The 24,828-nt window shown below is 40.1% G+C and carries 21 protein-coding genes; 2 read left to right on the top strand and 19 right to left on the bottom strand.

The window, feature by feature from the left end; genetic code table 11:
• The first annotated feature begins 178 nt into the window (after positions 1 to 178).
• A complete protein-coding gene (locus tag HDC92_RS10250; protein ID WP_183874258.1) occupies positions 179 to 1,384 on the top strand; it encodes a hypothetical protein in 1,206 nt (401 codons plus the stop codon).
• Between the two features lie 23 nt (positions 1,385 to 1,407).
• On the opposite strand, the gene HDC92_RS10245 is transcribed toward HDC92_RS10250, so the two are convergent.
• The 19 genes from HDC92_RS10245 to HDC92_RS10155 all read right to left on the bottom strand — a co-directional run bounded on the left by HDC92_RS10245 (position 1,408) and on the right by HDC92_RS10155 (position 22,116).
• Positions 1,408 to 1,941 carry a hypothetical protein gene (locus HDC92_RS10245; protein ID WP_012781000.1) on the bottom strand — a complete coding sequence of 178 codons (534 nt, stop codon included), beginning with the start codon at positions 1,939 to 1,941 and terminating at the stop codon, positions 1,408 to 1,410.
• A gap of 196 nt (positions 1,942 to 2,137) precedes the next feature.
• Positions 2,138 to 3,637: a hypothetical protein gene (locus HDC92_RS10240; protein ID WP_012780999.1), complete on the bottom strand. Its 1,500-nt coding sequence runs from the start codon at positions 3,635 to 3,637 to the stop codon at positions 2,138 to 2,140.
• A gap of 58 nt (positions 3,638 to 3,695) precedes the next feature.
• Entirely contained in the window at positions 3,696 to 6,497 is a 2,802-nt protein-coding gene (locus HDC92_RS10235; protein WP_012780998.1) for a TonB-dependent receptor, read from the bottom strand.
• 112 nt (positions 6,498 to 6,609) lie between these two features.
• The gene (locus tag HDC92_RS10230; protein ID WP_183874257.1) at positions 6,610 to 7,137 is read right to left on the bottom strand and encodes a DUF962 domain-containing protein; all 528 of its coding nucleotides are present in this window, start codon (positions 7,135 to 7,137) and stop codon (positions 6,610 to 6,612) included.
• Positions 7,138 to 7,224: 87 nt separating this feature from the next.
• Positions 7,225 to 8,778 carry a ribonuclease Y gene (gene rny / locus HDC92_RS10225; protein ID WP_012780996.1) on the bottom strand — a complete coding sequence of 518 codons (1,554 nt, stop codon included), beginning with the start codon at positions 8,776 to 8,778 and terminating at the stop codon, positions 7,225 to 7,227.
• 314 nt (positions 8,779 to 9,092) lie between these two features.
• Complete coding sequence (locus HDC92_RS10220; protein ID WP_012780995.1) at positions 9,093 to 9,383, bottom strand: cell division protein ZapA; 291 nt, start codon at positions 9,381 to 9,383, stop codon at positions 9,093 to 9,095.
• Between the two features lie 32 nt (positions 9,384 to 9,415).
• A complete protein-coding gene (locus tag HDC92_RS10215) occupies positions 9,416 to 9,706 on the bottom strand; it encodes a hypothetical protein (protein WP_012780994.1) in 291 nt (96 codons plus the stop codon).
• An 11-nt stretch (positions 9,707 to 9,717) separates the two neighbouring features.
• Positions 9,718 to 12,117 (bottom strand): phenylalanine--tRNA ligase subunit beta, encoded by a 2,400-nt coding sequence (gene pheT / locus HDC92_RS10210; RefSeq protein WP_183874255.1) that lies wholly within the window; start codon positions 12,115 to 12,117, stop codon positions 9,718 to 9,720.
• A gap of 51 nt (positions 12,118 to 12,168) precedes the next feature.
• On the bottom strand, positions 12,169 to 12,372 hold the full coding sequence (locus tag HDC92_RS10205) for a hypothetical protein (RefSeq protein ID WP_183874253.1): 204 nt from the start codon (positions 12,370 to 12,372) through the stop codon (positions 12,169 to 12,171).
• Between the two features lie 13 nt (positions 12,373 to 12,385).
• Positions 12,386 to 13,777 carry a radical SAM protein gene (locus HDC92_RS10200; RefSeq protein ID WP_012780991.1) on the bottom strand — a complete coding sequence of 464 codons (1,392 nt, stop codon included), beginning with the start codon at positions 13,775 to 13,777 and terminating at the stop codon, positions 12,386 to 12,388.
• Entirely contained in the window at positions 13,774 to 14,508 is a 735-nt protein-coding gene (locus tag HDC92_RS10195) for a prolipoprotein diacylglyceryl transferase (protein ID WP_183874251.1), read from the bottom strand. Before HDC92_RS10195 ends, HDC92_RS10200 begins: the two co-directional genes overlap by 4 nt.
• Before the next feature lie 8 nt (positions 14,509 to 14,516).
• Positions 14,517 to 15,362: an endonuclease/exonuclease/phosphatase family protein gene (locus tag HDC92_RS10190; RefSeq protein WP_183874249.1), complete on the bottom strand. Its 846-nt coding sequence runs from the start codon at positions 15,360 to 15,362 to the stop codon at positions 14,517 to 14,519.
• 23 nt (positions 15,363 to 15,385) lie between these two features.
• Complete coding sequence (gene radC, locus HDC92_RS10185) at positions 15,386 to 16,084, bottom strand: RadC family protein (RefSeq protein WP_183874247.1); 699 nt, start codon at positions 16,082 to 16,084, stop codon at positions 15,386 to 15,388.
• Positions 16,085 to 16,154: 70 nt separating this feature from the next.
• Positions 16,155 to 16,409 (bottom strand): 30S ribosomal protein S20, encoded by a 255-nt coding sequence (rpsT, locus tag HDC92_RS10180; RefSeq protein WP_012780987.1) that lies wholly within the window; start codon positions 16,407 to 16,409, stop codon positions 16,155 to 16,157.
• Positions 16,410 to 16,550: 141 nt separating this feature from the next.
• Positions 16,551 to 16,733, bottom strand: a complete 183-nt coding sequence (locus tag HDC92_RS10175; protein WP_012780986.1) for a hypothetical protein — start codon at positions 16,731 to 16,733, stop codon at positions 16,551 to 16,553.
• Positions 16,717 to 17,898 carry a PepSY-associated TM helix domain-containing protein gene (locus tag HDC92_RS10170; protein WP_183874245.1) on the bottom strand — a complete coding sequence of 394 codons (1,182 nt, stop codon included), beginning with the start codon at positions 17,896 to 17,898 and terminating at the stop codon, positions 16,717 to 16,719. The genes HDC92_RS10175 and HDC92_RS10170 overlap by 17 nt, the downstream gene beginning before the upstream one ends.
• 38 nt (positions 17,899 to 17,936) lie before the next feature.
• Positions 17,937 to 20,387, bottom strand: coding sequence for a TonB-dependent receptor (locus tag HDC92_RS10165; protein ID WP_183874243.1), 2,451 nt, complete (start codon positions 20,385 to 20,387; stop codon positions 17,937 to 17,939).
• A 165-nt stretch (positions 20,388 to 20,552) separates the two neighbouring features.
• Positions 20,553 to 21,140, bottom strand: a complete 588-nt coding sequence (locus HDC92_RS10160; protein ID WP_012780983.1) for a GIN domain-containing protein — start codon at positions 21,138 to 21,140, stop codon at positions 20,553 to 20,555.
• Between the two features lie 235 nt (positions 21,141 to 21,375).
• Positions 21,376 to 22,116, bottom strand: coding sequence for a superoxide dismutase (locus HDC92_RS10155; protein ID WP_012780982.1), 741 nt, complete (start codon positions 22,114 to 22,116; stop codon positions 21,376 to 21,378).
• A 257-nt stretch (positions 22,117 to 22,373) separates the two neighbouring features.
• On the opposite strand from HDC92_RS10155, the gene HDC92_RS10150 reads away from it, so the two are divergent.
• Positions 22,374 to 24,803, top strand: a complete 2,430-nt coding sequence (locus HDC92_RS10150) for a glycosyl hydrolase family 95 catalytic domain-containing protein (RefSeq protein WP_183874241.1) — start codon at positions 22,374 to 22,376, stop codon at positions 24,801 to 24,803.
• Positions 24,804 to 24,828: the final 25 nt, after the last annotated feature.

The following is a 24,828-nucleotide window of genomic DNA, read 5'->3' as shown; positions in this document are numbered from 1 at the left end:
GTAAAGTCATGATGTTAAGGCTTTGTTAAAAATTAATTATGATAAAGATTTCCTGTGTGTTAATAAAAAGCTCATTAAATCTTTGTTAACTATTGCCAATAAGCAACTGAAAGCTTAATACACATATCGGGTTACTTTTATGTATATTTAATGTTATCTTATAATAAAACAATGTATCATGAACCATTTGCTCAAAATATTCGGTTCGCTCTGCTTGATACTGGCTCTGCAACAGGTGTATGGTCAGCAATCGGGCTATTACACAAGCTTTGACTTTTATAATGATACGTTTAACCTTGAGGTTGATTCTTCGATAATTGTTGATAACAGCACAACGCTATCCGAACAATACATTAATACCTGCTACGAAAAGGCTAGTAAGGGCAGGTATAGGGATATAGTCAACACCCTGCTCACTTACAAAACCCGGCAACAGTTAAACGACTGGATGTATTATCAGCTGATCCGGAAAACCGCCCAGGCCATTAGCCCAAAGAAGGAGAACTATGAACGCTATACTTTTTATAAATGGTTTTTACTGTGTAAGTCTGGCTATGATGCAAGGCTAACCATTGCCGACAACCGGATCATATTTTATGTATATAATGATGAGGACATTTCGGATATTCCTTTTGTGATGTTTGAAAACAAAAAATATATGTGTTTAAACCATCATGATTATGCTTATGCCGATTTAAATAAGGTCCCGCCTTACGGCATGATCAGTATGCCCGAAGCAAAAGGCGCCTTTTCTTACAAAGTAACCCGCATGCCCGACTTTAAACCTGAAGCCTATTATGAAAAACAACTGCAGTTTAGCTACAAACACAAAGTTTACCACTTCAACGTTAAACTAAACCCTGAAGTTGAAACCATTTTTGCCAATTATCCGGTTGTAGATTTTGAATCGTATTTTAATATCCCCTTAAGCAAGGAGACCTACGGGTCCCTAATACCAATCTTAAAAAAGAATGTAAAAGATATGAACCAGAAAAAGGGTATTGACTACCTGATGCGTTTTACGCGGTACTCTTTTTTATATGAAGATGATGATAAAAACTTTGGTAAAGAGAAACGCTTATCACCCGAAGAAACGCTGTTTGCAAAATACAGTGATTGCGATGACAGGGCAGCCTTGTTCTTTTACCTGGTAAAAGAAATTTATAATCTGCCCATGATTGCCTTGTTATATCCTACCCACATTACCATGGCCGTTCAATTTGACAAACCTGTTGGTTCACCTATATTTTACAATGGCAAAACTTATTCTGTATGTGAACCTACCCCGCAAAAAGAGGACCTGAGCATAGGACAAATCTCAACCAAATTAAAAAATATACCTTATAAAGTTGTTTATGCTTATGACCCGGGTTTAAAACAATAAAGGGGCGGCGCCCCTTTATTGTTTTAATTGTAAACAAAATTCGGATAAAAATATTGTTTAATCAGTAACGTTTCCAGATTTGGAGATCCCTCAATCCTGCTGACTATCTTTATCTCCAAAAGCCATTTTGTCTGATCGGCAGGTCTGTCTGGCGTTAAGTTAATTCCTTTAACATATCCGTCTACAGGTTTAAAAGGGGCCGTTAAACAAGCAGGGCATGAAGTGAACAATTCCACCCTACCATCCAGTATATCAGCTTTTCCCAGCAAAAATGTGTTGCTATGCATAGGTGCCTTAACATAAATTCTTGCAGTCATTCCCGGACTTTGAACTTCGGACCAGAATATCCTGTAGTCGCCACTTTTAAATATTGCAGGCTGCTCGCTGACATCGGCATACTCTGTAAACAGGTATTGACAGGTGCCCTTTTCCGGACATACAGTTAAATTGGTTTCATCAATTTCAATTTTAGGTTCCTGCTCCGTTTTCTTCTTGCAGGAAAAGCTGATTAAAACAATGGTGAATAGCATTGCCAGCTGAATAAGTGTTCTTTTCATAATTTGTTTTGATTTATTTATAGCTTATACGCAAGTATGCCTGTTAATGCTACAGTTGCTGTGTTAAGCTTATATTAAGTTTTACTAACTACAGCCGTATAGGTATTCATCCACTACTTTTATATATATCCTGCAGGATAAACAAAAAGGGCCTCCATGTAAATGCATGAAGGCCCTTTTTATATAGTTTAAAATATTATTTTACAGCACCAGGCGTAGTGTAAGGTAAAGATTGCGGATCGAAATGAGCCCAGCCTGCAGCCCAGTTATCAGTACCAAAAGCACCTCTGTAAGCTACAGATGTAAATCCTGACGCTAATTTTGCGTTGGTAAATGCAGCACCTGAAGCTGCGGCAGAGCCAGTTTTTACAGTAAAATCTGGTGTACCAACTCTGGCGGCTGCAACTAAATCTGCAGAATATTTATAAGGACTGATAAAGATACTCTCTGCTGTAGCACTTGCATCAAATGTATTCGCAACTGTTAACAATGGAGTAATTACACCTAGCGCTGTTGCATTAGATGCTTTAATCTGATTGTTTTTACTATTGCTGTTATAAACTAAGTTGTTAGCAAATACAGATCTACCCGCCGTAAGGTTAAGGGAGGAATTCAAAAGAACACCACCTACAGGTGTAGTTGGCAATCCATCATCATAAAACACACCTTCTGTGTAACCAACAATTACTGAGTTGAATAAGCTCATTGCAGAGTTGCGACGGATTTGAGCGCCATGCTGAAAGTTAGCATTAATACTGCTGCCACCAGAGGCTACCGGACCTAAAATGGTCATATTTGAAAACACAGCTGATGTTTGTGGTGTAGCGTTATCACCAGCGGCATTGTTATCTGATTCAAAACCGTTTGAACCAGAAACGTCGGCAGTTACAGCTAAACGCTGTGCTAACCCGAATTGAACTTTACCAGAGAAACCGTTATCTGTATCAAAATCATCATCCCAGCTGTCGATAGCCAATAAGTGAGAACAGTTAACGGCACCACCGAACCATTCGTAAGCATCATCACCCGAACGATACACCTCGATATAATCGATTGTAGTACCAGACCCAACAGACCCAAAAGTTAAACCGTTGATTTCGTTATCCGGACTTAGCGCAATACCTGCAAATTCTATACGTACATATTTCATTATACCCGAATTATCAGTATTATCCGTACCACCGTGTTTACCTTTATCAGTTGCATCAGAAATACCTTCAATCGGCACTGAGGTACCCAAATTATTTTGCGCTTTACCCAATAAAATTACACCGCCCCAATCTCCTTCTTTACGGGCACCAGCAGTAATGCTTGAAGTAAATACAATTGGTTTCTCAACTGTACCAACAGCCATAATTTTAGCGCCTCTGGTAATGATTAAAGCACCTTTAGTACCTTTATCACCTTTGATAATTGTCCCTGGCTCAATGGTTAATGTAGCATTATTGGTTACAAAAACATTTCCTTTTAAAAGGTAGATTTTATCTGCACTCCATGTTGTGCTTGTCGTAATATCTCCTGAAACCTCAACCGTACCCGTGGCAGGTGGATTTATATCTCCATCATCATCAGTGCTTTTTGAGCAGCTTGTTAAGAATACAAGCAGGCCAAAAATAGAAGCTAGTAACTGTTTTTTCATTTTTATATGTTTTAATTTATTATATACAAAACTGTTAATTAGATGTAAATCAGACATTAATAGCTGTTTAAATAATCATTAAATATTACCGGTCACTATTAATCTTTACTTAACATTAGAATGTGTAATTAAAGGATACAGAATAATTGCTGCCTGGCTTGTAGCTGCTGATCGTTTCATCACCTTTAGCTCGGTTGTATTTTTTATCCGAATCGTTATCGTAATATTGCGTAATACGGTTATTCAGAATATCGCCTGCGTTAAATTTAATTTCCCCTTTGTTTTTGATTACTTTCAACGCCACCTGTAAGTCGACCACGTTTCTAGGTGCTTCCCAAATTGCAGGAAACAAAACACCCCCAGCAACATTTAACTTACGGCCTACTCTATTATAAAGTGCGTTAAAATTCAGTTTATCGCTTAAAAAACTATGTTGTAAACCAGCATTGATAATATATGGTGCTTGCCCAACCATTGGTCTGCTTGTATCTTTTAGGTTGATACCCGTATTATTTGTTTCAACTTTCGATTTAATTAAGGAAAGGTTGGTATAAAAAATAGTTTTCTCCAAGAAATCGGTTTTGGCAATAAAATCCAGGGATTTACGGAATTCCAGTTCAACTCCATATACATTCACCTTATCTGAATTAATATAAGTGATGATTCTTGATGAGCCGCCGTCGCTGTTAAATGATTCGATAGCATTGTTGAATTTTTTATAAAAAGCAGATACCGAAATGATTTGCCCTGCCTGTGGATAGAATTCGAAACGAATATCAGCATTATCAATTTTTGCCTCCTTCAGATTTGGATTACCTTGTTGCAGGGCCAATAATTCATAATCGTAAATAGAAGTAGAAGCCAACTCTCTAAACTCTGGTCTTGCCAGGGTACGGTAATAAGAGGCCCTTAAGTTGATTTTATCTGTTAAGCTATAAGTATAATTTGCCGATGGTAAAACGTCTATATAATTGTCATCAACTGATGTTTGTGGAGTAGGAACTTTAGCGTCCAATACTACATTAAATTGTTCAACCCTTACACCCCATACCAATCTGGATTTTTCTCCGAATTTGTTATCCAACATTAAATAACCTGCATTGGTTAATGAATGAGCAGTATAACTATCTGCATCCGCCGAAATATCATCCAAAAAATAGGCGCCGCTATTGATTGCATCTTTAGCATACAAACTCCTTAACGGTCTTCTGCTTATCGCATCTGCATCTGGCGAACTTGAGTTTGCCCTAAACCCTATGAATCTTGCATCAAACTTACGATCGCGATAGATAGAATTTAAGCCGGTCTTAAATGTTGCCCCCTGACCAAACATCTTTACAGGTAGCGTATAATTTAATCCACCACTAAAGTTGTTTTCATTTAATTTTGAGAACAACCTCGAATTTTCTTTACTTACTGTACCTGTACTTGCTATATAAGCATAGTTATCAGTACCGATATCTGACGGATTTCTTTGGTAAGAAATCTTCTTCTGATCTGGCTGATCGTTTAAAATGTTGGCATAACTCAAGGACCAATTGATTTTTGAATTATTTTCACCCAATGCATGTGTACCTTCTAATGTAGATTTAAATAACGATTTTTGCATTAAATCGAATGCATAGAACTTGATATCCCGGTTTCTATCACTATTATACCCAGCTCTACTCAAATATTGATCATCAAAAGTTCTGTTATAGATATTTTTAAATGTGATCTTACTTTTACCATAGGTATAAGCGAAATTTGCCAGTGCACCTATATTGGTTGAGAATTTATAAATATTATCATGATAATCAACATTTACATAATCGCGTATTACATCATTACTGATTGTCTGCGAATTTCTGTAGGTCAACGAGATTAGCGCACCAAACTTATTGTTGCTATCTTTAAAATCCTTAACCCTACCCAATGTAAATTGGTAGTTTTGAGTGGGTAAAGCAGTATTATTGTACGTTTTCCAATCAGACGGAAGACGGTTCATCGCGGCAATACCCTGTTCTGTTGTTAATGCTCCACCTATAATCCTATTACGTGACGGAAAATTTGAAGGTAATGATTTATCGCCATTGTCAAAGCCGAAATAATCGGTTGCTGTTCTTACTCCGCTTTTAAAATTTTTAAAAGTAGAAGCAGAATTATAACCTGCACCCACACCAATGCTGATGAAGTTATTATCTGGAATATCTTTAGTCGAGATCTGGATTGCACCACCCGTAAAATCTGCAGGAAGATCGGGTGTAGCCGTTTTACTCACTATTAAATTTTCTACCAGGTTTGAAGGGACAATATCAAAAGAAAATGCTTTACGATTAGGTTCTGTACTTGGCAATGAAGCACCGTCAAGTGTGGCAGTATTATATCTGTCACTTAAACCGCGGATCACTACAAACTTATTGTCTTGTATTGTTGCTCCGCTTACACGTTTCAAAACATCCGATGTATTCTTATCTGGTGAGCGTTTAATAATCTCAGATGAAACACCATCAGAAATTACCGCACTGTTTTTTTGTTGTGCATACAATGCATTGATGCTCTCCTTTTTAAAGCTCCCCTGGATCACAACTTCATTCAGCTTCTGCCCTCCAGCTTCATCTAGGATCACATCAAATATGGTATTCTTTCCTGTCACCACTTCAACCCCGCTAATCTCTTTGCCCGTATAACCTACATATTGAAAAACCAGGATGTATTTTCCTGTTGCCAATCCGGTTATAGAATATTTTCCATCTACATCGGTAGCCATCCCTTTTGTTGTACCCTTAATTTTAACCGTAACACCAATCAGTGTTTCACCGGTTTTCTTATCCGATACTTTACCCGAAATTTTTCCAGTTTGCGCAAATACCGTTGCGCCGATAATTACAAATAGAGCCGTAATTAATGCTTTTTTGAGGTGTAGTTGTGATTTCAATTTGCCGTATATTAATTTCCAGCAAAGCTATTACCACAATGTTAGCTATGTGTTAGCAACAAATTACCATTCGTTTACCCAAATGTTAATTTAATATTAATACCATTTCAGATCAATACCTCAAGCCTGCTTTTTTGCAGATGAAATGCAATAACCAAATAGGGCCAATTAACAGGAACTTAACATCTTCCAGAAACGAAGGCTTCTTTCCTTCTATTTTATGCCCGATAAATTGTCCGATCCAAGCAAGTACAAAAATCACCAGACAAACTAACCAGACCGCAGGGCCTCCACCGGCCTGCCAATATTCCAGCTGAACGATGAGATAACTCATCAGGCTGATTACCCACAGCATCAAAAAAGACAATACGGGCGACAAAGTAAAATAATAGTACAGGGAAAATGCAATCAGAAATGATGCCCAGTTCAGAAAGCCATTAAACTTACCCAGAAACTCAAGATATGGAAACGGAATTGCCCATACCAAACCAAGCAGACTAAAAACAATTAGCGGAACACAAATCCAGTGAATCAATTCATTGGTAGGGTTTTGGTGACTTTCTGCATACTTGTCAAAAAGCACATCCACAGCCTTTTTAGATACTGCGGCAACCGTTCCTTTATTTTTCGCCTTCTTCATCTTATTTTAATTTACGTATGTAAAAATAAAAAAAGCGATGGAATAATCCATCGCTTTACTAAATCTTATCTGCAGTTCAGGAGATCGCTATTTTGCGAAAGCTACCGATCTTGTTTCCCTGATTACTGTTACCTTAATCTGTCCGGGATAAGTCATTTCCGTTTGTATACGGTTAGAGATATCTGCAGCAAGCAGTTCCGCCTGCTGGTCTGTTACCCTTTCACTTTCTACCACTACACGAAGCTCACGACCTGCCTGTATGGCAAAAGTTTTTTCTACTCCGGGATAAGAAAGTGCCAGTTCTTCCAGTTCCTTTAAACGTTTGATATAACTTTCAACAACTTCACGGCGGGCACCCGGACGGGCACCGGATATGGCATCACAAGCCTGGATAATCGGCGAGATCATTGAAGTCATTTCGATCTCGTCGTGGTGAGCGCCAATTGCATTGCAGATTTCTGGATGCTCTTTATATTTTTCTGCCAGCTGCATGCCCAAAATTGCGTGTGGCAATTCAGGATTATCATCAGGCACCTTACCTATATCATGCAACAATCCGGCACGCTTGGCCATTTTTGCATTTAAACCCAACTCGGCTGCCATAGTAGCACAAAAATTAGCTACCTCACGCGAGTGGTGCAATAAATTTTGTCCATAAGAAGAACGGTAGCGCATACGTCCAACCATCCTGATCAGTTCAGGGTGCAAACCATGGATACCTAGGTCAATAACCGTCCTTTCGCCAATCTCTACAATCTCATCTTCAATCTGTTTCTTGGTTTTGGCAACCACTTCTTCAATACGAGCAGGGTGAATCCTGCCATCTGTTACCAAACGGTGCAGGGCCAAACGGGCAATCTCTCTCCTTACCGGGTCAAATCCCGATAAAATGATGGCCTCAGGAGTGTCATCTACAATGATCTCGATTCCTGTAGCAGCCTCAAGTGCACGAATGTTACGACCTTCGCGGCCAATTACACGGCCCTTGATCTCATCACTTTCAATATGAAAGATAGACACCGTGTTTTCGATCGCAGCCTCTACCGCAGTACGCTGTATGGTCTGGATAACCACCTTTTTAGCTTCTTTAGTCGCAGTCAGTTTAGCCTCATCCACAATGTCCTTTACCTGGATCATGGCCTGAGTACGGGCTTCCTGTTTCATGGTCTCTACCAATTGGCTTTTGGCTTCCTCAGCACTTAAACCGGCAATTGTTTCCAGTTGGGTAACATGCTGGTTTTTTAGTAAGTCAACCTCTTCCTGTTTCTTTATGGCAATTTCAGTTTGCTTTTCCAGGTTTTTCTTATGGTTATCCAGTTCCTGTTCTTTGCGGCTGGCATTTTCCAGTTTAGAATTTAAAGATTGTTCTTTTTGCTTAAGGGAGTTTTCGCGTTGATTGATCAGGTTGTTTTTTGCATTTACTTCCTGTTCGTGTTCCGACTTCAATTGTAAAAATTTCTCTTTTGCTTCCAGCAGTCTGTCCTTTTTTAAAATCTCAGCCTTGCTTTCAGCATCTTTCAGCATCTTTTTTACTTTGGTCTGGGCTGCAATTTCTTGCGCTTTGAGCAGGTTCCTTAACAGGTACCTCCCCACCAGAACACCAACCACAAGGCCGGCCAGTACATATCCTAATATTTCCATTCTCTATTTTTATTTATTGTTTAATCAGATACAATCCTTTGAGCAGTATCATCCCTCCGGGACGTTAATCCTATCTGATCATTTATATTTTATTTTAAAAAAAAACCGCAACTAATTCCTTGGGCCCCTCGTTTTAAAAACCTCAACTAATTAAAATTAGGATTTAAGTCATTTTCAGGTGCACGAATGCAGATGAAATACACCCTCTCAATCCTATAAATATTGAAGTGTTAAGTTTTAAAAATAGTGAAACCCAAAAACCTAGCTGCGGCTATATCTTTGTGCTAATCTTAACTTATATAAAGAACGTACCTCTATTTAGAAAAAAAATCGTTTAATAAACTATCCAGTTCTTCCACCTTCTCGGCAACAGCTGTATCCTGGTGCTGAACTTTATTCTCTACCCTCAGTACTGCCGTTGCGTAATGCAATACTGCCATAGAAAGTAAATCCTGCTTATCTCTGACCGCATAATTTTCCTGATAGTCTTTTATGCGCTCATTAATAATTTTGGCTGCCCGCCTTACAATTTCTTCTTCTTCCGTATTCACCTTTAAAGGATAAATACGATCAGAAATAGTTATTTTTATCGAGATTTCTCCCATTTCTTAGCTTTGTTTCACTTTTCTGATATTACTTATTTTTTAAGCAATACAACACACTTATCTATTTCACGCACAAAATCGTTAATTTTTTGCTTTATATCAAGTGTCTTTTCACTTGTACCTTCAATACTTTTCGCCAACTTTAAAACCCTGAGCTTTTCTTCCAGATCTGTATGCTTATTTCTGGAAGCATTTAGCGCAACTTTTACGGATTCATTTTCCAGTTTCAACAGGTCATTTTCTTCTTGTAATGCACTACAAAGCTCTATTAAGCGAGCTGTTTTCTGCAATACGGAGGTTAATTGATCTGCAACTGATGACATGAAAGTATTTTTTATTTTCTAATTTCTGCATTAACTGTTTGTGCTAAGTTATACATAATTTTTTGCATAACCGCATCAATCTGTTTATCGGTTAAGGTCTGCTCTTCATCCTGAAGTGTAAAGTTAAGGGCGTACGACTTTTTACCCGCTGGCAGTTTATCTCCGATGTATACATCAAATACCTGTACATTCCGGATCAGCTTCTTCTCGGTCTTAAATGCGATAGATTTTAACGTGTCAAACGTTACATCTGTATCCACCAGCATAGACAGATCTCTGCGTACTGCCGGGTATTTCGGCACTTCTTTATTTACAATTTTATTTTTCCTTACCAGGTCTAAAAGCAAAGCCCAGTCAAAATCTGCATAATAAACATCCTTATCTACATCGGCTTTCTTTTTATCTGCCGCTGTTGCCGCACCAAAGCTTACAAGCGTTTTATCCCCTCTGAAATACCTAAGTCCGAAAGCAAAACGCTCATCTTTTACTTCCTCCAGCTGATAAGTAGCAATACCCAAGCGACCAATAACAGCATCAACAGCAGCCTTTAAATGATAAAAACTGACCGGGGCCGGTTTTTGGTTCCATTGCTCGGCCTGGTTATTACCAGAAAGCAATATCAATAAACGCGGACGCTCTACGTATTTGCCAGCTATTAAATGATAAGTTTTACCAAATTCATAAAACTTAATGTCGGCTGTTTTCCTGTTCTGGTTATAGGCAACACTTTCCAATGCAGGCATCAACAGTTCCTGACGCATTACATTCAAGTCTGAACTTAAAGGGTTTAAGATCTGTACGGCTTCATCAGGAGCTTTTGAATAGGCCCCTTTAGTTAATGAATTGCACCAGATCTCTAAAAAACCATTTGCAGTAAGCATATCCGCAATCACATGCTGTGTCTGCTCTTTATCAGGTTTCGAGCTGTAGGATAAGGAAGCATTTATTTTGCTTGGGATTTCGATATTGTTGTAACCGTAAATCCTGAGCACCTCCTCGATAATGTCACATTCCCTTGTCACATCTACCTTAAAGGCAGGAACCTTCAGGCTAAGGCCATCTGCAGTTTCAGCTGCAACATGAATTCCTAGTGCAATGATAATGGCTTTAATTTCTTCAGCAGGAATTTCGGCACCGATTAACCTGTTGATATTGCTGTAATTTACATCTACCTCATAAGGTTTTACCGGTTCAGGGTAAATATCCGAAACCGGGGAGGAGATTTTCCCATTCCCAAGTTCAGCGATGAGCAAAGCAGCACGCTTTAAAGCAACAACCGTCATATCCGGATCGGTACCACGCTCAAACCTGAAAGAAGCATCGGTTTTTAAACCATGTCTTTTCGAGGTTTTACGAACCGATACCGCATTAAAATAGGCGCTCTCTAAAAATATGTTGGTTGTGGTGTCGCTTATACCAGAGTTTTTTCCGCCAAAAACACCTGCAATACACATCGGTTCTTCCGCATTACAGATCATCAGGTCTTCTGCAGATAATTTGCGTTCTACACCGTCAAGCGTTACAAAAGGGGTTCCTGCTGCACATTTTTTCACAATAACTTTAGCTCCTTTGATTTGGTCTGCATCAAAAGCGTGAAGTGGCACACCAAGGTCGTGCAACACATAATTGGTAATGTCTACGATATTATTGATCGGCCGGATACCGATTACTTTTAATTTATTCTGCAACCAGTCTGGTGATGCCTTAACAGTAACTCCGCTAATGGTTACACTACTGTACCTTGGGGCGGCAGCAGTATCTTCAACTTTAACGTCTATCAGCAAACTTTCCTCATCTGCCTTAAAGCCGGAAACATCAGGCATCCTGATGTCCGTACGGAAATAAGCAGCCAGATCTCTGGCCACACCTAAATGCGATGCGGCATCAGCCCTGTTTGGGGTAAGGCCAATTTCATAAAGAAAATCATCTTCAAGCTTAAAATATACTTTAGCGGGGGTACCTACCTGTGCATCCCCGGGCAATACCATAATGCCATCATGAGAAATGCCCAAACCGATCTCATCCTCGGCACAGATCATACCTTCAGAGACCTCTCCCCTTATTTTTGATTTATTGATCTTAAAAGGTTCCCCTTCATTCGGATAAACTGTAGTGCCCACTGTTGCAACTACTACCTTTTGGCCCTGGGCCACATTAGGAGCTCCACAAACAACCTGTAAAATTTCCGGTCCGCCAACATCAACCGTAGTTACCCGCAGGCGGTCGGCATTCGGATGCTGCACACAGCTCAGTACATGGCCTATAACCAGCCCTTCCAATCCACCTGCAACAGCTTGTACTGTCTCAAGGCTCTCCACCTCCAAACCTATATTGGTCAATATTAATGAAAGTTCCTGCGGTGTTTGATCTGTTTGAATGAACTGTTTAAGCCAACTGTATGATATCTTCATTTTTTATGCTGTAAAACGCAAAGATATTATTTAATGCTGAAAGCAGAAAGCCTATATGACACTAATACCACCAAGAATGGCAGCACATGCACCCACACCAATAACCAGCATGATGACCGAAGCGATCACCAATTTTAGGGCAGGCTTAACAGGCTTATTGTCTGCAGAAGCTACAATAATCTTAATAATCCCTATTAAAAAAACCACAGCAACAACAATCCAGTAAATCACAGATAATAAAACAATGCCTTCCATATGGTAAATATAACTAATTGAGATTTAATTTTTCCCGGATGGTATCTATTTTATGATCACGGTAGAAAATGTTCATGGTCTCAAAAGGAATGATCTTCATCTTATCGCTCACAATGTGCACACATGATTTTTTAACGGCCCGCACGTCAAAATCAAGTGGATCCATAAAGTTCATGATGATAATCCTAAACAGGTTATTGTAATTTAAATGGTCCGACTGTACCCTCGGCAAACAGCACATCAGTTCACCAAAGGTACCTTCTGCACAATCAACTGAGACGCCCGTGCTGAACAAATTGAGCAGATGTTCTTTTAACCTTTCATCGTGTTCAAATACAATCGTGTTCTTTGAATTGTTCAGCAGGTCTTCCGGATTAACCAGATGTGTCATCGGGATCACTTCATCATCCAGCTTTAATGCATAGGCCATACAAAGGGCATCCGGGTTGCAGGGCACCGGAATCAGATCCTGAGGGGTAAATAAAGGATATTGCTCATAAATTTTCCGCCGTACTTCTGTCAAGGTGATCCTGCCCTGCTGGTCGTTATAATTGTCATTCCTTCCCGCAACCTGGGTTGGCTGAAAAGTTACCCCCCGCACGCATTTCTGCTTTAGGGCATAATTCAGAATATCGCCAATTTCATGATCATTTACCCCTTTCTGAAGAGTGACTACCAGGGTGGTCGATACATTAAACTGGTTTAAATGGTCGATTGCCTTTTTCCTTACTTCCGTTAAGTCCTCCCCACGCAATTTTTCCAGCACCTCAGCACTAAAACTGTCAAACTGCAGGTAAATCTCAAAATCGGGCATATAAGTTGCAAGCTTCTCTACAAAACCAATATCCTTCGCAATCCTGATCCCATTGGTATTCACCATCAGGTGCTTGATGGGCTTGGTTTTAGCCAGGTCCAATATCCTGAAAAAATCGGGATGTACAGTAGGCTCTCCACCGGAAAGTTGTACCACATCCGGTTCTCCTTCATTGGCCACCACTACATCCATCATTTTATTGATCTCTTCCAGGCTACGGTGCCGGCCATAATTTGGCGAAGACATGGCATAACAGGTCGGGCAGCTTAAATTACACCGGTCGGTTACCTCTATAATGGTTAAACAGGAATGCTGTTCATGATCTGTACAAAGGCCACAATCATAGGGACAGCCATAATGCACCTTTGTATTAAATTTTAAAGGCATTTCCGACTGTTTGTTATAATTCCTGATCTGTTTATAATATTCCACATCATCAGCAATCATTACCTTGCTGTCGCCATGCGTTCTGCAGTTCTTCAGCATAAATACCTTTGCGTCCTGAAACACAATTTTGGCATCGCAGAGTTGTAAACACTCCGGGCACAGACTTTTAGTATAATCGTAATAAATATAATCTCTTACTTTCATAATTGTTTCACAATGCGGATGATGAATTTATAATAATACAGCAATATAAACAAAGCAGACCAATGGATGCTGCTTAAATTTAACACCAGCGGCTGGTAAGGTTTAATAAACTCAATACCAAAACGATACAAAAAATACAGCACCATAAACAGCTTGAAGCGGTCGCCATTCAGCAGCTCTTTCTTTCTTATACCAATAAAAAAGAGCAGCAACAGCACCATATAAATCATTTCATATAGCGCTACAGGATGTCTTTTTAAGCCGTCCCCCAGGTCCATTCCCATAAAAAAAGAAGTTTCTTTGCCAAACACCGGCTCATCAACCCCCATCAGGAAACAACCTATCCGGCCTATAAACAGTGCTACAATTATGGGAACAACATAAATATCACCTGAGGCTATTTTTACCCCGATGATCTTTTTGATCAGTTCAACCCCAAACAAACCGCCCAGCAAGCCCCCCACTATGGTTTTACTCTGGTATAAGGTAAAAAAGCTGATCTGTCGTATATGCGCAGGGTCTTCCAATACAGCAATTACCCGCGAACCAATTAAGGCCCCGAGCATCGCTCCCAGCATAATCCATAGCCGGTTCTCATCAGAAATAGGATCTTCAATCCCTTTCTTTAAAAAATAGTAAAGCCGTACTCCCACAAAAAAGGCAAACACTTCAAAAATGTAATGCCAGTGATAGATTTCATCAAAAAGAGTAAACTGAACAGGAAAAGTCAAAACACCAGTTACTTAAAAAACAAGCGCGCCATGATAGGCAGATGATCTGATGGATAACGCTGGTTTTTACTATCGGTAAGCACGGCAAACTTTTGCACCTTAAAACCTCTATTTATAAAGATATAATCAATTTTCTCTTTAAGCGGGGCATTAAACTTAAAGCCGTTAAAAGTCCCTTCCGGCCCATAAGCTGGCTCTTCCGACACTTCTTTGCTATCCGTTAAAAAAGTTTTTATGGTAGTTATGGCTTCTGTTTCAGGTGTAACGTTTAGATCACCTGTTAAAACAACCGGCAAAGCTGGTGCAATTTCCTGGATCTTCTTTTTAATAAGTTTGGCCGATTCAATTCTGGCCTGTACACCAACATGGTCGTAATGGGTATTAAAAACCATAAATTCCTTCTTATTCCATTTGTCATATAGCCTGACCCAGGTACAGATCCTTACTATGGCTGCATCCCAGCCTTTAGATGGTTTTTCGGGCGTATCCGACAGCCAGAAGGTACCACCATCCTTTTTAACAAATCTGGTTTTGTCAAAATAAACAGCAGAAAATTCCCCTTCACGTTTTCCGTTAGTGCGCCCTACACCGGCCATTTCGTAATTTGTATTTTCCAGCAACTGGTCTGCCTGCAAAGCCAGGGCCTCCTGCACACATAAAATATCGGCATCATGAAACCTTACGAGTGCCTTTACCTCATCTTTTCTGTTTGGCCAGGCATTCTCCCCATCTTTATCATTGTTATAACGAATGTTATAACTCATTACATTGATATAATCAGCGGGTTTCCGTTGGGCCTTTACCGTTACCACCAGCAACAGCATAGCCATACACAATTGAATCTTGATCTTCATAATGCCAATTTACAGCTTCAATGTTAAATTAAGCCCTCATCCCCAAAACTAAAAAATAATTTATTCGTTACAATCAGATGGTCAAGCACTGGTAAATCCAGCATTTTACCGGCTTCAACCATTTTTTTAGTGATGCTCAGGTCCTGCGCACTCGGCTTCAGGTTACCAGAAGGATGGTTGTGTGCCAGAATAATAGAAGTGGCATTATGTTCCAGCGCAATTTTAAAGATAACCTTCGGATCTGCTACTGTACCGGCCATTCCACCCTTGCTGATCAGCTGTTTGCCAATGATGTAATTAGCCTGGTTTAAGATCAATATCCAAAACTCCTCATGGTTCAGGTCGGCAAATACCGGAAGCAAAGCTTCAAAGGCATCTTTTGAAGAAAACACCTTAACCACATCCCGCCCTTCGGTTTCTTTTCTTCTCCTGCCCAGTTCCAAAGCAGCCACTATGGAAATTGCTTTTGCGCTGCCAATCCCTTTAAACTTAGAAAGGTCTTTTACCGAGGCCTTACCCAAGGCATCCAGGTCGTTATTATAAAACAAAAGCACCCGCTTACTCAGGTCAACCGCCGTTTCGTTCTTATTACCTGAACCGATTAAAATGGCAATCAACTCTGCATCTGTAAGGTGCCGCCTTCCATTCAGCAATAATTTCTCACGGGGCCTGTCGGCTTCTGCCCACAGTTTAATACCTAATTTCTCCGGATATGCCTTCATTTTTAATTTCTTAGAACAAAAAAACGGGATATGCAATGCATATCCCGTTTATAATATTGTAAAGCTATGTTTATTTTAAGCCATTAACAAATTTAGTCAGCTTAGATTTATTGTTAGCTGCTTTGTTTTTATGGATCACATTCTTTTTGGCCAAACGATCCAGCATAGAAACTACTTTAGGAAGTAATTCTAATCCTGTTTTTTTATCTTCTGCAGCACGCAATCTTTTGATAAACGTACGCGTTGTTTTTGCCTGATACCTGTTACGTAAACGTTTAGCTGCGTTAGCTCTAATTCTTTTTAGTGAAGATTTATGATTTGCCATTTTTTGTTCTTAATATTTTAATCCAGGCTTACGCCCTTTTATTGTTCTAATTTTCGGACTGCAAATATAGAATTAATGTTTTTAAAATGCAAAAGCATTATGCAAATATTTTTTTGTCTGTAGAAAAACATACCATGTCCGCTATTTAAAAAACCTTAACCCATACCTGACCATGATGTAAACCGGAATACTTAGTGCCGTCCATGAAAAAACATGCCATATACCTATACCCATTATAGCCAGCAACAGACCTATAAAGGTGATCACCGACAACAAAACAGGGACACCCCATACTTTAAAAAACGATCTATTTTTTTTCTGCATTTTCCTGAACGGTTGATAAAGTTAACGATCCGGATTCCCCCGTCAGTCTTTTCAGCTGTGCGGACCTCGATTTGCGCCTGGCAAGCCAGAGATAAATCCCTGAAATCAATACGATAATGGTAGCGATATCAAAAATAGCCCAAAGCACCTTCATAGGCATTCCCCCATAATCGCCAAAATGAAAAGGCTGAGAGATAAAGATTGTTTTCAGGTACCAGGGAAGATCACGAATAGCTGTCAGCTCCCCTGTTTTGGCATCTATTAAAGCGGGCTTAATGATCCTTGAAGTTAAGGGAGTAGTCCCTGTCATGTACACCGCATAATGATATTTACTGGAATATAGCGTACCCGGATAAGCTACAAAAGACACATCCATGCCGGGCGCTGCAGCCTTAGCTGTTTTAACAGCTGCATCCAGGGAACTTAATGTGCCTGTTACCTTTGGTTTATCCTTGTATCCGGCAACCATTTCAGCAAGCTGACTTGCCTTCCATCTGTCCAGTGCCGGATCTACCAGTGTATTGATCACTCCCGTAAGCCCTACAACCGATGCCCAGGCCAGTGTTACAATTCCAAGCAGGTTATGCAGGTCCAGCCATCTCAACCTTGATGATTTCTCCGTACGGATCATACCAAAATCAAAACGCCTCATGATCGGACCGTATAACACCACACCCGAAACGATGGCCACAATAAAAAGTAAGCCCATTAAACCCAGAAAAAGTTTACCGGGTATACCTGCCAGCATTTCAACATGGAGGTAATACATCACCAGCATGAAGTCCATTTCATTAGGCGGCGTGGCCATTACCTTTGCCGTATACTCATTCATTGTCAAATAATGGTCGGCCTGAACAGGTGCCTCACTTGAGTCTGCCACCACAACAAACATCTGACCAGGGTGCTCTTTCAGGTCCCATGACACATACTTCACCGCCTTTACGGGCACCTGTTTTACAGCCTCTTCCAGCACAACATCTTTCGAAATTGTCGGTGTTCCGGGCGCAACGGCAGGCAATTCCAGTTCCTTGCCCAGCAAATGGTCAATTTCCTCATAAAATATAAGCGGCAGACCTGTCAGGCACAGCATGAGCAAAAAGACCGTACATATCAGACTGGTCCATTTATGAACATCAAACCACTTCTTTATTGTTTTAGCTTTCATATGTACACGATAGGAACATGGATTATGTAATATTCTAGTTAAAACTTGTAAGCAAAACTAGCAGCAAAGTTTCTTGGTTTCTGCGGGTTAACAGACCAGTAACCAATATAGTAATCTTCGTTGGTCAGGTTGTTCATATTAAAAGTAAACCTGTATTTATCTGAATTATAAAATAAACTGGCATTGATCAGGGTATAACTTGGCAATTCAAAAACTCCCGTTACACTATTGTCTATTACTTTATATACCCCGGCATAGTTTCCGCCTAACCCAATACCAAAGTCTTTCAATTTGCCATAGCCAAATTTATAGGTGGCCCATAAATTGGCCAGGTCCTGAGGGCCTTGTCCGCCCGGACTTCTGCCCACCTCGTTGTAAAAATCTGTAGGCGTACCTGTATTACCTTTAAGCACCTTAATGCTCGAATGGCTAACTCCTGCAATCATATTAAAACCAGGAAAGGGATTTGCACTTACATCAAAATCAAAACCTTTACTTCCTGTTTTTCCACCTTGCACAGCAGTAATGGGCGTATCATAAACCCTGTTTGATACCTTAATGTCATATACAGAGAAAGTGGCAAACAACTTATCAGCAAACAGATTGGCTTTCACACCAAATTCCCATTGGTTGGCCTGTTCCGGCTTAAATGACTTTACGCCCTGGCTTACTTTATTATCATCAAATACTTCACGTGGATTTACATTAAAAAATGCGTTCATATAATTCGCAAAAACAGATACCTTATCCAGAACAGGCTGAAAAACCACGCCAAATTTAGGCGACAGCGTCAACTGGTGATAAGCATCTGTAGGATCTTTAGGCTTGTTGATATCGCCTTTAGCATCAAAATAATCCATCCTCAGGCTAGCCATTACGCTTAACGAAGGGGTAAAATTAAGCACGTTCGATACATAAGCACTAGATATACTGTTTTTAATATTGGTGTGGCTTCCACCCCCGGCCTCTGCCAATGCTTTGTCTACCACCGCCTGGGTTAAAAATACCGGGTCAATTTCATGGCCATCTTTATCAAGTTCAACTTCGCTGCTTTGAGGAGTAATCTGTCTTACAGCTGCCCATCCAGAGCCATTGTCAATCACATTGCGGCTGTAATAATCCAGGCCTATCAACAGCCGGTTTCTCAGGTTTCCGATCTTAAAATCAGCATTAAAATTTTGCTGTATGTCTGTCGTATTGGTAGTTTGCTGTTCTTTGTGGAAATACTGGTCAAAATAATTATCCCTGTTGGCACCTGCTGTCTCCAGATATGCGTCATCCCAGACATAGGTATAATAGCCATCTGATTTTACATTTCCTCTGGAAATCACAGTTTGTGAGGTCCAGTGGTCCGACAATTTGTACAGCATCTGGCCCTGAAGGTTATACCTCGGATTCTTTATCCCAACATCATTACTGGTAAAAGAGAGGTTCCCGTTCAGGTTCAACTCCTTCAGGTTTTTAAAAATGAGTGTAGTGTCTCTATTGGAGTTGAAAAATACCGGTGCAACTGCCCTTTCTTCTTGCAAAATCTCAGTAAAAACATGAAAAGAAAGCCGGTCATTCACCTCATAAGCTAAACTCGGCGCAATGTAAAAAGATTTTTTAAACCCTGCATCCTGGAAACTATTTTCTGTATGGTAGGCCGTGTTTACACGCAGTGCTATTTTTTGCGTTTTACTTAAAGGCGCATTAATGTCTGCCGTAATCCGGTTTAATCCAAAACTTCCAAAATTGTAGGCCACTTCCCCACCAAAGTGATCATAAGGTTTTTTGGTAATGGTATTGATGATCCCGCCATAGCCATAAAAGCTTGCGCCAAATAAGGTACCTGAAGGGCCTTTCATTACCTGTATATCTTCTACACTGGCAGGATCCAGGTTACCGCTGGTTAAGCCCGGCAACCCATTGATCAGGCTTGGCTGTGCTTCAAAACCACGTAAGGCAAAATAAGAGGCGCCATCACCACCCCTTCCTGTAGATTCCCACGTTCTCGATATCCCAGGGATGTTCCGCATCGCATCATCATAGTTACTAATGGCTTGTTGTTTCAATATTTCTGAAGAAACAGAACTATACACCTGTGGGTTTTCCAGGTTTTTTAGAGGCATTTTTGCTATCGAAGCTGTTACTTTATTTACATTTCTTGAAGATATGATCACTTCTTGCAACTGATCCGAATTTTCGTTCAGGATAAAGTCGGCTGCTGTTGCTTCACCGGTTCTCACTTCAACCGTCTGTTCCTGTTTTAACAAACCGATAAATGTTGCAATTAAGCTATATGTACCCGGCTTAATGCCCTTTAGCTGATACGCTCCCCTTTTATCGGTCAACGCTGTTTTTCCTGTGCCTTTAATGTTTACCGTCACCAGTTCAGCTGGCTTTCCATCTGAAGTTTTTACGGAACCTTTGATATTTCCTGTTTGTGCAAAGGACAGACTTGCAGAAAGTAAGAGCAAGACTATACAATTGGTAATGATTTTTATCATGGTGAATATTGTTTGATTGGCACAAACCTACTATTTAAAACAATTCTAAACAACACTATTTAAAATTAATCCAGATAAAATTAATTCATAGCAATAAAATAAAAAAGCGGCAGATTTTCACCTGCCGCTTTATACTTACCCGCTCTATCCACTCATCTTATCTAATTACAATCTACTTTTAACTGCCAGTGCCAGCAGTGTATCTTGCTGATTTACACCCAGACATACAAAATTATCAAACCTCACATTTTTCGGGTTACTGGCAATTAAAGTATGCTGATCTGTCGTGCCACTCATTCTTAATTTGGCATCGTCACTTATATTGGTGTACAAACTCCCTGTTACAGCATTTACTTTTGCAACAGCACTCTGGCTTAATATCACCTGCAAACATTTTAAATTAAAATTGTTATCTGTAACCACTACTGCCATTCCCGCCGCCTGTATCCTAAGCAGATCTTTCATAGCAACCCTGATGATCACCTGCTGACGCTCGAAAGAATTGACATATAATGTTTCTCCCTTACTCAACACTGATGTTTTTTCAGCGTTAAAGTCCTCACCTACAAATACGCCTTCTTTTTCACTTTGTGTCAATATGATTTTAACGTTTCCGCTCACCCATATTTTTTTAAATCCTTTGGCAGGTTTTACAAGCTCTATTTTACCTGCAGCTAAGGTTGCTATAGATGAAGAGGTTAAAAGTATTGCTGCGAATACTGTTGCGAATAATGTTTTTGTAAGGGTTTTCATAATTTATGTTTTAAGGTTTTTCCTAATTGTTTGTAATTAAGACCACATCAACAGCAAAACGTTTCAGCCTCTTCTGTCGCATTATACCAGCTATCTAAACCTCACGACAAACTCCCGAAACTTCTCGACAAACCCGAAACATAACCGACAAAAACCAAGGCTTTCTTAGGGTAAAAACAAAAGGGCCAGACATAAAAATGCCCAGCCCTTTTGTTTGAAGCTAAATTAGCTTATGTTATTTTAACCTTTTTGCTACTACATCCCAATCTACTACATTCCACCAGTTAGAAATATAATCCGGACGTTTATTCTGATATTTTAAATAGTAAGCATGTTCCCAAACATCAAGTCCCAGCAAAGGTGTACCTTTTACCTCTGCATTGTCAAATAAAGGATTGTCCTGATTGGCTGTGGAAGTAATTTTTAAAGTTCCTTTATCATTTACCAGCCAGGCCCACCCTGAGCCAAAACGCGAAGCTGCAGCTGCCGAAAACTGTTCTTTAAATTTATCATAAGAACCAAAGGTTTTATCTATAGCAGCTTTCAGTTTTCCCTGCGGGCCGGCCGAAGGGCCTGATTTTAATGTTTCAAAAAAGAAATTATGGTTCCAGGCACCACCACCATTGTTACGTGCCTTGGCCGAAAGTTTGGAAGCATTGTCAAAAAATTCTTTTTCTGTTGCATAAGGTATATTTTCAGCTGCAATGGCATCGTTTACATTCTTAATATAAGCCGTATGGTGCTTGGTATAATGAATTTCCATAGTTAACGCATCAATATTAGGCTCTAAAGCATTGTATGCATATTTTAAAGGAAGCTGCGTAAACTTCAATGCAGCACCTGTATATTTTTCTTCAGCAGCAAGGCCCGCAGCCGCAGCAGTGCCCCCTTCTAACAGAACAGGTGTCCCTATGGCAACAGCCAAAGAAGCAGTTAATGTATTTTTAATAAAATTTCTACGCGTGTTTGTTTCCATGATCAATATATTTATGGGTATAAAACAAAGTAACTTTATTTTACAGTAAAATGTTCTTTGATCTTATAATTTTTACAAAACATCAGCAATATTTTCCAAAAGCATTCTAATTTAAACACCCTGATTTTACCCCCGGCAAACCTAAAAATGAAATGAGTACCAGTTTTGCATTGGGTTCTATAGTAATAATGGGTATTTTAACAGCGGTTTATACCATTTCGATCATAGAACCAATAAAATACCTTAAATTATAGAAGATGATTAATCGGATTCACCTGATAATTACAGCAATTACCTTATTTGTTGGAATAGAAAATCCAGCTTCCGCACAATCTGATCACCTCCTCTGGTACAACAAACCTGCTCAATTTTTTGAAGAAACTATGGTGCTTGGCAATGGCAAGCTTGGTGCGGCAGTATTTGGAGGTATAAAATCTGATAAGATCTTTTTGAACGATGCAACCCTTTGGTCTGGAGAACCCGTAAATCCATATATGAACCCTGAGGCTTATAAGCAAATTCCGTCAATAAGAGAGGCACTTAAAAACGAAAATTACAAACTTGCAAACGAACTGAACAGGAAAGTACAGGGCGCTTTCTCCCAGTCCTATGCACCTTTAGGTACTATGCACATTAAATTTAACCATACCGACTCTGCATCCATGTACCGCCGAGAACTGGATATCAGTAAATCCCTTTCAAAAATAACATATAATGTATCGGGAGTCACTTTTACAAGAGAATACTTTATTTCAAAACCAGCCAGGGTAATGATGATAAAACTTACCAGTAGTAAGAAGGGGGCCTTGAGCTTCAATGTCGATTTTGAAAGCCTTTTAAAATTTGAAATAACAAACCAGGGAAACACGCTGAGGGTTAAAGGTTATGCCCCCTATCATGCAGAACCTGTATATAGGGGAAACATCGCAAATGCAGTAAAGTTTGACGAAAACCGCGGCACCCGTTTCAGCAGCCTTTTCCGTATTAAAAATACAGATGGACAAGTCATTATACAGCATGGATCTATAGGGTTAAAAAACGGTACTGAAGCAATCCTATACATCGCTATTGAAACTAGTTTTAATGGATTTGATAAAAATCCTGCCACTGAAGGCAAAAGTGATGCCTTACTGGCCGACAGCTGTTTAAAAAAGGTTGTCCCAGTCAACTATGAGTCCGTAAAGCATGCCCACATCAACGATTATCAAAATTATTTTAACCGGGTTAGCTTCAATCTGGGAAAAACAAATGCTCCTGAACTACCCACTGATGAACGGCTGAAACGATATGCAGAAGGAAAAGAAGACAAAAACCTTGAGATCCTTTATTTTCAGTTTGGCCGCTACCTGCTTATATCCAGCTCCAGAACAGCCGGTGTACCCGCTAACTTGCAGGGCATCTGGAACCCTTACATCAGGCCACCCTGGAGCAGCAACTACACCACCAACATCAACCTGCAGGAAAACTACTGGCTGGCAGAAAACACCAACCTTTCTGAACTTCATGAACCATTGATGAAATTTATAGGGCATGTGGCCCATACCGGTAAGGTAACGGCAAAAACATTCTACGGTGTTGAGGGCTGGGCACTTTGCCACAATAGTGATATATGGGCAATGAGCAATCCGGTTGGGGGCTTTGGCCAGGGCGATCCGGTCTGGGCAAACTGGAATATGGGCGGTACCTGGCTTAGCACACATTTATGGGAGCATTATATATTTACGCTTGACAAGAATTTTTTAAAACAAAAGGCATACCCCCTGATGAAAGGTGCTGCCCGGTTTTGCCTGAACTGGTTGGTAAAAGACAAAAAAGGAAACCTGATTACCTCACCCTCAACCTCACCGGAAGCGAGCTTTATTACAGCAGATGGTTCTAAAGGTTCAACATTGTATGGTGGAACTGCCGACCTTGCGATGATCAGAGAATGTTTCCTGCAAACCATCAGGGCATCGCAAATTTTAGGTACAGATATCACTTTCAGAAAGGAAGTTGAATCTGCACTCAGGCAACTTCAGCCCTATCAGGTCGGGAAAAACGGCAATTTACAGGAGTGGTATTACGACTGGGACGATGCCGATCCAAAACATAGGCATCAGTCTCATTTATTTGGTCTGTTTCCCGGACACCATATCACGCCCGGGTTAACCCCTGAGCTGGCAAATGCCTGTAAAAAAACACTGCAAATTAAAGGAGACGAAACAACAGGTTGGTCTAAAGGATGGCGGATCAATCTTTGGGCGCGGTTACTTGATGGAAATCATGCCTACCAGATGTACCGTACTTTATTGAGCTATGTAGATCCTGATCAATATAAGGGCCCTGATAAAAAGACAGGAGGAGGCACTTATCCTAACCTGCTGGATGCACATCCCCCCTTCCAGATAGATGGAAATTTTGGTGGGGCAGCTGCTGTAGCCGAGATGCTGGTGCAATCAAACGAAAACCAGATCAGACTGCTTCCTGCACTTCCTGATGCCTGGGATACCGGAAAAATTAAGGGCATCTGTGCCCGCGGAGGTTTTGAGATCGAGATGGAGTGGCAAAACAAGTCAGTAAAAAAATATACCATCACCTCAAAAAAAGGAGGAAAGACACAATTGATCTATAACGGAGTAAAAAAAGAAATTCAGCTTAAACCTGGAGGCAGTTTAACAATTCAAACAAGCACCACTGCTCCTAAATAAACAGTTGCACTTACAACGTTCCCCC

The organism is Pedobacter sp. AK017, assembly GCF_014200825.1.
In the GTDB taxonomy this organism is placed as follows: Bacteria; Bacteroidota; Bacteroidia; order Sphingobacteriales; family Sphingobacteriaceae; genus Pedobacter; species Pedobacter heparinus.
Note: the sequence above shows the minus strand (reverse complement) of the source record. Positions and strands in the feature narration are given on the sequence as shown.

Excerpts from the sequence above, each read along its gene's own strand:
- HDC92_RS10245 (WP_012781000.1), bottom strand. The coding sequence starts at position 1,941 with ATGAAAAGAACACTTATTCAGCTGGCAATGCTATTCACCATTGTTTTA.
- rny (WP_012780996.1), bottom strand. The coding sequence starts at position 8,778 with ATGGAAATATTAGGATATGTACTGGCCGGCCTTGTGGTTGGTGTTCTG.
- HDC92_RS10165 (WP_183874243.1), bottom strand. The coding sequence starts at position 20,387 with ATGATAAAAATCATTACCAATTGTATAGTCTTGCTCTTACTTTCTGCA.
- HDC92_RS10240 (WP_012780999.1), bottom strand. The coding sequence starts at position 3,637 with ATGTCTGATTTACATCTAATTAACAGTTTTGTATATAATAAATTAAAA.
- pheT (WP_183874255.1), bottom strand. The coding sequence starts at position 12,117 with ATGAAGATATCATACAGTTGGCTTAAACAGTTCATTCAAACAGATCAA.
- rpsT (WP_012780987.1), bottom strand. The coding sequence starts at position 16,409 with ATGGCAAATCATAAATCTTCACTAAAAAGAATTAGAGCTAACGCAGCT.
- HDC92_RS10170 (WP_183874245.1), bottom strand. The coding sequence starts at position 17,898 with ATGAAAGCTAAAACAATAAAGAAGTGGTTTGATGTTCATAAATGGACC.
- HDC92_RS10220 (WP_012780995.1), bottom strand. The coding sequence starts at position 9,383 with ATGGGAGAAATCTCGATAAAAATAACTATTTCTGATCGTATTTATCCT.
- HDC92_RS10205 (WP_183874253.1), bottom strand. The coding sequence starts at position 12,372 with ATGGAAGGCATTGTTTTATTATCTGTGATTTACTGGATTGTTGTTGCT.
- HDC92_RS10160 (WP_012780983.1), bottom strand. The coding sequence starts at position 21,140 with ATGAAAACCCTTACAAAAACATTATTCGCAACAGTATTCGCAGCAATA.
- HDC92_RS10230 (WP_183874257.1), bottom strand. The coding sequence starts at position 7,137 with ATGAAGAAGGCGAAAAATAAAGGAACGGTTGCCGCAGTATCTAAAAAG.
- HDC92_RS10250 (WP_183874258.1), top strand. The coding sequence starts at position 179 with ATGAACCATTTGCTCAAAATATTCGGTTCGCTCTGCTTGATACTGGCT.
- HDC92_RS10150 (WP_183874241.1), top strand. The coding sequence starts at position 22,374 with ATGATTAATCGGATTCACCTGATAATTACAGCAATTACCTTATTTGTT.
- HDC92_RS10200 (WP_012780991.1), bottom strand. The coding sequence starts at position 13,777 with ATGAAAGTAAGAGATTATATTTATTACGATTATACTAAAAGTCTGTGC.
- HDC92_RS10190 (WP_183874249.1), bottom strand. The coding sequence starts at position 15,362 with ATGAAGATCAAGATTCAATTGTGTATGGCTATGCTGTTGCTGGTGGTA.
- HDC92_RS10155 (WP_012780982.1), bottom strand. The coding sequence starts at position 22,116 with ATGGAAACAAACACGCGTAGAAATTTTATTAAAAATACATTAACTGCT.
- HDC92_RS10175 (WP_012780986.1), bottom strand. The coding sequence starts at position 16,733 with ATGCAGAAAAAAAATAGATCGTTTTTTAAAGTATGGGGTGTCCCTGTT.
- radC (WP_183874247.1), bottom strand. The coding sequence starts at position 16,084 with ATGAAGGCATATCCGGAGAAATTAGGTATTAAACTGTGGGCAGAAGCC.
- HDC92_RS10215 (WP_012780994.1), bottom strand. The coding sequence starts at position 9,706 with ATGTCATCAGTTGCAGATCAATTAACCTCCGTATTGCAGAAAACAGCT.